This window comes from Roseateles sp. P5_B10 (assembly GCF_056400485.1).
The window spans coordinates 1-5,566 of sequence record NZ_JBFULE010000341.1; the positions used below are offsets into that span (position 1 = coordinate 1).

The 5,566-nt window shown below is 68.1% G+C and carries 7 protein-coding genes; 2 read left to right on the forward strand and 5 right to left on the reverse strand.

Going from position 1 to position 5,566, the window contains the following annotated elements:
- Positions 1-265, forward strand: a 265-nt coding sequence (locus tag AC1DU6_RS18745; protein ID WP_477858837.1) for a polysaccharide lyase family protein, incomplete at its 5' end; no start/stop codon positions are given.
- 22 nt (positions 266-287) lie between these two features.
- Here the strand turns inward: AC1DU6_RS18745 and AC1DU6_RS18750 are convergent.
- On the reverse strand, positions 288-689 hold the full coding sequence (locus AC1DU6_RS18750; RefSeq protein WP_056203053.1) for an acyl-CoA thioesterase: 402 nt from the start codon (positions 687-689) through the stop codon (positions 288-290).
- Positions 690-726: 37 nt separating this feature from the next.
- The gene (locus tag AC1DU6_RS18755; RefSeq protein WP_477858839.1) at positions 727-2,373 is read right to left on the reverse strand and encodes a methyl-accepting chemotaxis protein; all 1,647 of its coding nucleotides are present in this window, start codon (positions 2,371-2,373) and stop codon (positions 727-729) included.
- 167 nt (positions 2,374-2,540) lie between these two features.
- Between AC1DU6_RS18755 and AC1DU6_RS18760 the strand changes: the two genes are divergently transcribed.
- Entirely contained in the window at positions 2,541-4,343 is a 1,803-nt protein-coding gene (locus tag AC1DU6_RS18760) for an ABCB family ABC transporter ATP-binding protein/permease (protein WP_477858841.1), read from the forward strand.
- On the opposite strand, the gene AC1DU6_RS18765 is transcribed toward AC1DU6_RS18760, so the two are convergent.
- From AC1DU6_RS18765 to AC1DU6_RS18775, 3 genes are all read right to left on the reverse strand, one after another.
- On the reverse strand, positions 4,340-4,663 hold the full coding sequence (locus tag AC1DU6_RS18765; protein WP_056203062.1) for a hypothetical protein: 324 nt from the start codon (positions 4,661-4,663) through the stop codon (positions 4,340-4,342). The two genes, AC1DU6_RS18760 and AC1DU6_RS18765, sit on opposite strands and share 4 nt — an antisense overlap.
- Before the next feature lie 63 nt (positions 4,664-4,726).
- Positions 4,727-5,359: a UPF0149 family protein gene (locus AC1DU6_RS18770; RefSeq protein ID WP_477858843.1), complete on the reverse strand. Its 633-nt coding sequence runs from the start codon at positions 5,357-5,359 to the stop codon at positions 4,727-4,729.
- 25 nt (positions 5,360-5,384) lie between these two features.
- A partial coding sequence (locus tag AC1DU6_RS18775) for a hypothetical protein (RefSeq protein ID WP_477858845.1) occupies positions 5,385-5,566 on the reverse strand: 182 nt, incomplete at its 5' end.

Sequence of the window (5,566 nt, forward strand, 5' to 3'; positions counted from 1 at the left end):
CTTCAACGGCGCCCGGCCGCAGATCAGCGTCAACAACGGCAGCTGGACCTCCGCCATCCCGACCGCGCCGCCCAAGGGCTCGCGCAACCTGACGGTGGGCACCTACCGCGGCGTGAACCGGCTCTACAGCTTCGACATTCCGTCGACCGCGCTGGTGGCCGGCACCAACACGGTGACCGTCAATGTCGTCAGCGGTACCTCGGGCACGGCATACCTGAGCCCGGCACTGTCTTACGACGCGGTCGACCTGATCGTGACGCCGTGACCCCTGGATCGGCGCGGGCCGATCAGGGTGCCACCAGCCTCGACTTGCCTTCGCGGTCGATGGCCACGTAGGTCAGGTTGGCCTCGGTCACCTTGACCACGTGCAGGTTCTCCGGGTCGCGCTCGGCCATCACCTCCACGTGCACGGTGACGGAGGTGCGGCCCACCCGGGTGACTGTGGCGTAAAAACTCAGCAGGTCGCCGATGGACACCGGCTGCTTGAAAACGAACTCGTTGACGGCGACGGTGGCGACGCGGCCACGCGAGATGCGGGCCGGCAGCACCGAGCCGGCGATGTCGACCTGGGCCATGATCCAGCCGCCGAAGATGTCGCCGTTGGCGTTGGCGTCGGCCGGCATGGGCATGACGCGCAGGACGAGCTGGCGGTCACCGCCGTGCGGTGTCGATGGGGCGTTTTCAGTCATGGCGGGATTGTCCSGTACAAGCTGCCGTTCAGAAGCGCTACCGGTTGTCGGCGCCCGGCGTGGCGCGAGGCGCCGTGTCACCCCGCTGCGCCTTGCGCAAGTTGGCCGCGTCGGCCTCGGCCAGGCTCCTGTCCTGGTCGCTCAGGCGGAAGACACGGATGGAGTCCCGCACCCGGCTGACCTGGCCGTTCAGCGCTGTGGCCGAAGCGGCCAGCTCCTCCACCATCGCGGCGTTCTGCTGCGTGATGGCATCCATCTGCTGCACGGCCTCGCCGACCTGGGCGACGCCGGTGGCCTGCTCGCTCGCGGCGGTGTCGATCTGCACCAGCACGTCGCTGACGCGTGACACGGCGGAGGCCACCTCGTCCATGCGCAGCTGTGCGTCACCGGCCCGGTGGCTGCCGGTCTCGACGCGCCCGCGCGATTCCTCGATAAGGGCGCGGATCTCCTTGGCTGCCGTGCCGGTGCGCTGAGCGAGGGCGCGCACCTCGGCGGCCACCACCGCGAAACCGCGGCCCTGCTCGCCGGCGCGAGCCGCCTCGACGGCGGCATTCAGGGCCAGGATGTTGGTCTGGAAGGCCACGCCTTCGATGACCTGGATGATGTCGCCGATGCGCTGCGACGAGTCGGTGATCTCCTGCATGGTGTCCGTCACGCCGTGGACGGCTTGCTGGCTGCGCTGGGCCACACCGGCGGTCTCGCGCGCAAAGCGGGCACCGTCGCCGGCCAGCTCCGAGGTCTGCCGCACGGTGCCGCTGATCTCGTCCATCGCGGCGGCGGTCTGCTCCAGGCTGCTGGCTTGGGACTCGGTGCGGGAAGACAGGTCCTGGTTGCCGGCGGCGATCTCCCGGGCACCGTCCTCCAGGTGGATGACCTCCTCGCGCACGTCGCGCACGACGGTGCGCACGGACACGGTCAGTTGGGCCAGCGCCAGTTGCAGCTCGCCGATCTCGCCCCGGCCGCTGACCTCGACGTGCCGCGTCAGATCGCCGCCTGCCAGCAGGTTGGCGGTGGCAATCACCTGGCGCAGCGGGGCGATCCCGCTCGCGAGYAGGCCGTAGCTGGCGGCGGCGGTGCTGGCCAGGGCAGCCAGTACCAGGCCCCAGCCTGGCGCGCCGGCCCAGGCTGCGAGCAGCGGTCCGGCCGCGGCCAGCACGGCCAGCAAAACCATCTGGCCGCGCAACTCGGGCCGCAGCCAGTCTGTCAGGCGGCCCACTGTGTCGTTGCGCTTGACCACGCCGCGCCGCAGCACATGAGTCCGGCGGCCTGCGGCCGCCTCAGCGCGCATGGTGGCGTAGAGCTGCTCGAAGCGGCGTACCTCGACGTCGCTGGGCTTGGTGCGCACCGACAGATACCCCACCGTGCGGTCGCCGTTTCGCACCGGCGTCGCGTTGGCTCGCACCCAGTAGTAGTCGCCGTTCTTGCGCCGGTTCTTGACGAGTGCGGTCCAGGGTTGTCCGCCCTCGATGGTGGCCCAGAGGTCGCGGAAGGCCTCCTCCGGCATGTCCGGGTGGCGCACGATGTTGTGCGGCTGGCCCAGCAACTCCGCCTGCGCGTAGCCGCTGACGGCCACGAAGCTGGGGTTGCAGTAGGTAATGCGCCCCTTCAGGTCCGTGATGGAAATGRGGGTCTGGTCGGAGGCCAGGGCGTACCCGTTCGGGGTCACCGGTTGGTTGTTGCGCATATTGGCCTCTCAGGTGGGACGGATAACCAGCCCTGGTTTTCGGCGCCAGGGGCCCAGCGTAGGGGTAGAAAGGTGCACCGCGATTGCGCTGCGTCAAAGGCGCAAGGGGTTCGCCGGCAGTTCCCATGCGGAACACGCCTTCCGGCGCGCGACCGGACAATGCCGGCATGCGTTCTCTTGCCGCCCGCCTCCCTGAACCCGCCTCAGCCAGCGCTCCCCGTGGCGACTGGGGCACCGTCGGCCGCCTGCTGCCCTATCTGTGGCGCTACCGCTGGCGCGTTGCACTGGCGCTGACCTTCATGGTGGGCGCCAAGCTCTGCAATGTCGGCGTGCCCCTGCTGCTCAAGCAGCTGATCGACAGCCTGAACCTCAAGGCTGGCCAGCCCGAGGCCCTGCTGGTGGTGCCGCTGGGCCTGCTGCTGGCCTATGGCGCATTGCGGCTGTCGACGTCGCTGTTCGCCGAGGCACGTGAGCTGATCTTCGCCAAGGCCACCGAGGGCACGTCGCGCAGCATCTCGCTGCAGGTGTTCCGGCATCTGCACGACCTGTCGCTGCGCTTTCACCTCGAACGCCAGACCGGTGGCATGACGCGCGACATCGAGCGCGGCACGCGCGCTGTGCACTCGCTGATCAGCTATTCCCTGTACAGCATCGTGCCGACGCTGATCGAGGTGGTGCTGGTGCTGACGCTGCTGGGTGTYAAGTTCGACGTCTGGTTCGCCGGCATCACGGTGGCGGCGTTGGTGATCTACATCGGCTTCACCGTCGTCGTCACCGAGTGGCGCACCAAGTTCCGCAAGACGCTCAACGAGCTGGACTCGGTGGCCCACAGCAAGGCCATCGACTCGCTGCTGAATTACGAGACGGTCAAGTACTTCAACAACGAGGCCTTCGAGGCCACGCGCTATGACGAGAGCCTGGAGAAGCTGCGCAAGGCCCAGCTGAAGAGCCAGCGCACGCTGTCCATGTTGAACACCGGCCAGCAGCTCATCATCGCGTCGGCGCTGGTGCTGATGCTGTGGCGAGCCACCCAGGGCGTCGTGGCGGGCCACATGAGCCTGGGCGACCTGGTCATGGTCAACGCCTTCATGATCCAGCTCTATATCCCGCTGAACTTCCTCGGCGTGATCTACCGCGAGATCAAGCAGGCGCTGACGGACATCGAGAAGCTCTTCGTGCTGCTGGACCGCGAGCGCGAGATCGCCGATGCGCCGGATGCCGCCGAGCTGGCCGTGGGTGGCGGCAGTGTCGTCTTCGACAACGTCCGCTTCGCCTACGACTCCGTGCGGCCCATCCTGCACGGCGTCAGCTTCGAGATCCCGGCGGGCAGGAAGGTCGCCGTCGTCGGCCCCAGCGGCTCAGGCAAGAGCACGCTGGCGCGGCTGCTCTACCGCTTCTACGACATCGACTCGGGTGGCATCCGCATCGACGGCCAGGACATCCGTACGGTGACGCAGTCCAGCCTGCGCCGCGCCATCGGCATCGTGCCGCAGGACACCGTGCTCTTCAACGACACCGTGGCCTACAACATCGCCTATGGGCGGCCCGGCGCTGGCCAGGCGGAGGTCGAGGGCGCGGCGCGTGCGGCGCATATCCATGCCTTCATCGCGGCGACACCGCTCGGCTACGACACCATGGTGGGCGAACGTGGCCTGAAGCTGTCGGGTGGCGAGAAGCAGCGCGTGGCCATTGCGCGCACGCTGCTGAAGAACCCGCCCATCCTCATCTTTGATGAAGCCACGTCGGCACTGGATTCGACCAACGAGCGCGCCATCCAGGCCGAACTGGAGTCCGTGGGCCAGAACAAGACCGTGCTGGTCATCGCCCACCGCCTGTCCACCGTCGTCGACGCGCACGAGATCCTCGTGCTGGAGCAGGGCCGCATCATCGAGCGCGGCCGGCACGACACCTTGCTGGCCAGGAACGGCCGCTACGCCGAAATGTGGCGCCTGCAGCAGTCAGCTGACTAGTGCGGCTTCTTGGGCTTCTCGAAGCTCTTGGGCCGATAGACGTTGCCGTCCCACTCGCCGTCCGTGCGACTGTCGCGCGCATCGTGCAGGGCCGACTCGCGGGCGCGGCGGATGACGCGCTCGGCCTCCAGCGCGGCGGCTCTGGTCTGGCGCTGGCGGCGGCGCCAACCGGTCAGGCGGGCGATCTGCAACTCCACCCACGATGCCAGGGCGGCCACGCCGGCATCCACCCGCGCCTGCAGCCGGTAGGGCAGGGCCATGTGGACCGCCATCGCGATGCAGACGGCAAGGCCGGTGGCTGCGAGCAGGGTCTGGAGCATGGCCTGAAGTTAACCTAAACCGACGCTTGCGGCCACCTGCAACCACCCGCGTTGGGGGGATGGTTACGCTTTCTGGTCGGCGTCTTGGCGCAGAGCCCACAACGCCAGCATGGCGTCAGGAATCTTGCGGCTGGCTTCGTCGCGCTCGGCAGCCGAGCCTTCGGCCAGCGCGCCATCCTCACCGCCCAGGGCGGCGATGGGCGCGAGCAGCTCGGCCGTTCCGGCACCGTCGAACAACGGCCCCCAGGCCTCGGGCGCCAGGTCCACGGCCATCAGGAAGCCGGCAGCCCAGTCTTCGGCGTCGGCGTACTCGGTGTCTTCACCTTCGCTGTCCCCCTCCAGTGAGGCAAAGCTGAAGATGGGCTCCCAGGCCTTGGGCGCATGCGTCCAGGCCATGGCGATGGATTGCACATGCCGCAGCATCGCCATGACGACCTTTTTGCGCTGCTTGCCGCTGGCGAAGGGCTTGGGGTCGGGCTCCTGGTCGCCGCCCCAGACCACCGGCAGCCAGGCGTCTCCAGGCAGGTCGGCCAGCTTTTGCGGCGACAGCAGCAGGCCAGTCAGATAGCCGTCCAGCGCCTCGATGTTCATCGCGCTATCGGTGGGCAGCACCGAGAGCAGCTCGTCCAGGTCGTCGAGCTCCTCGTCGGACAGCGGCCGGTTGTCGGAGGCGGGGTTGTATTGGGGGTACTGCATGGGAGTCGTCCTTTGCCTCGCGAGTTCAGCCGTGGCGGCCGTGGCGGCTCTTGGGCTTCTTGTTGTCGATTTCGGCGATCTGTGCCTTCAGCAAGGCCATCAGCACGCGGGCGTTCTGCTCCGTCATGACGATGACGCTGCTGGGCTCGATGCCGTCGATGGGCGTCTTGGGCGTGACCATGGCGTCCACCTTGAACATGATCTGGC

Bases quoted from the DNA above. Each gene is read 5' to 3' on its own strand.
- AC1DU6_RS18750 (WP_056203053.1), bottom strand. From the start codon at position 689: ATGACTGAAAACGCCCCATCGACACCGCACGGCGGTGACCGCCAGCTC.
- AC1DU6_RS18765 (WP_056203062.1), bottom strand. From the start codon at position 4,663: ATGCTCCAGACCCTGCTCGCAGCCACCGGCCTTGCCGTCTGCATCGCG.
- AC1DU6_RS18770 (WP_477858843.1), bottom strand. From the start codon at position 5,359: ATGCAGTACCCCCAATACAACCCCGCCTCCGACAACCGGCCGCTGTCC.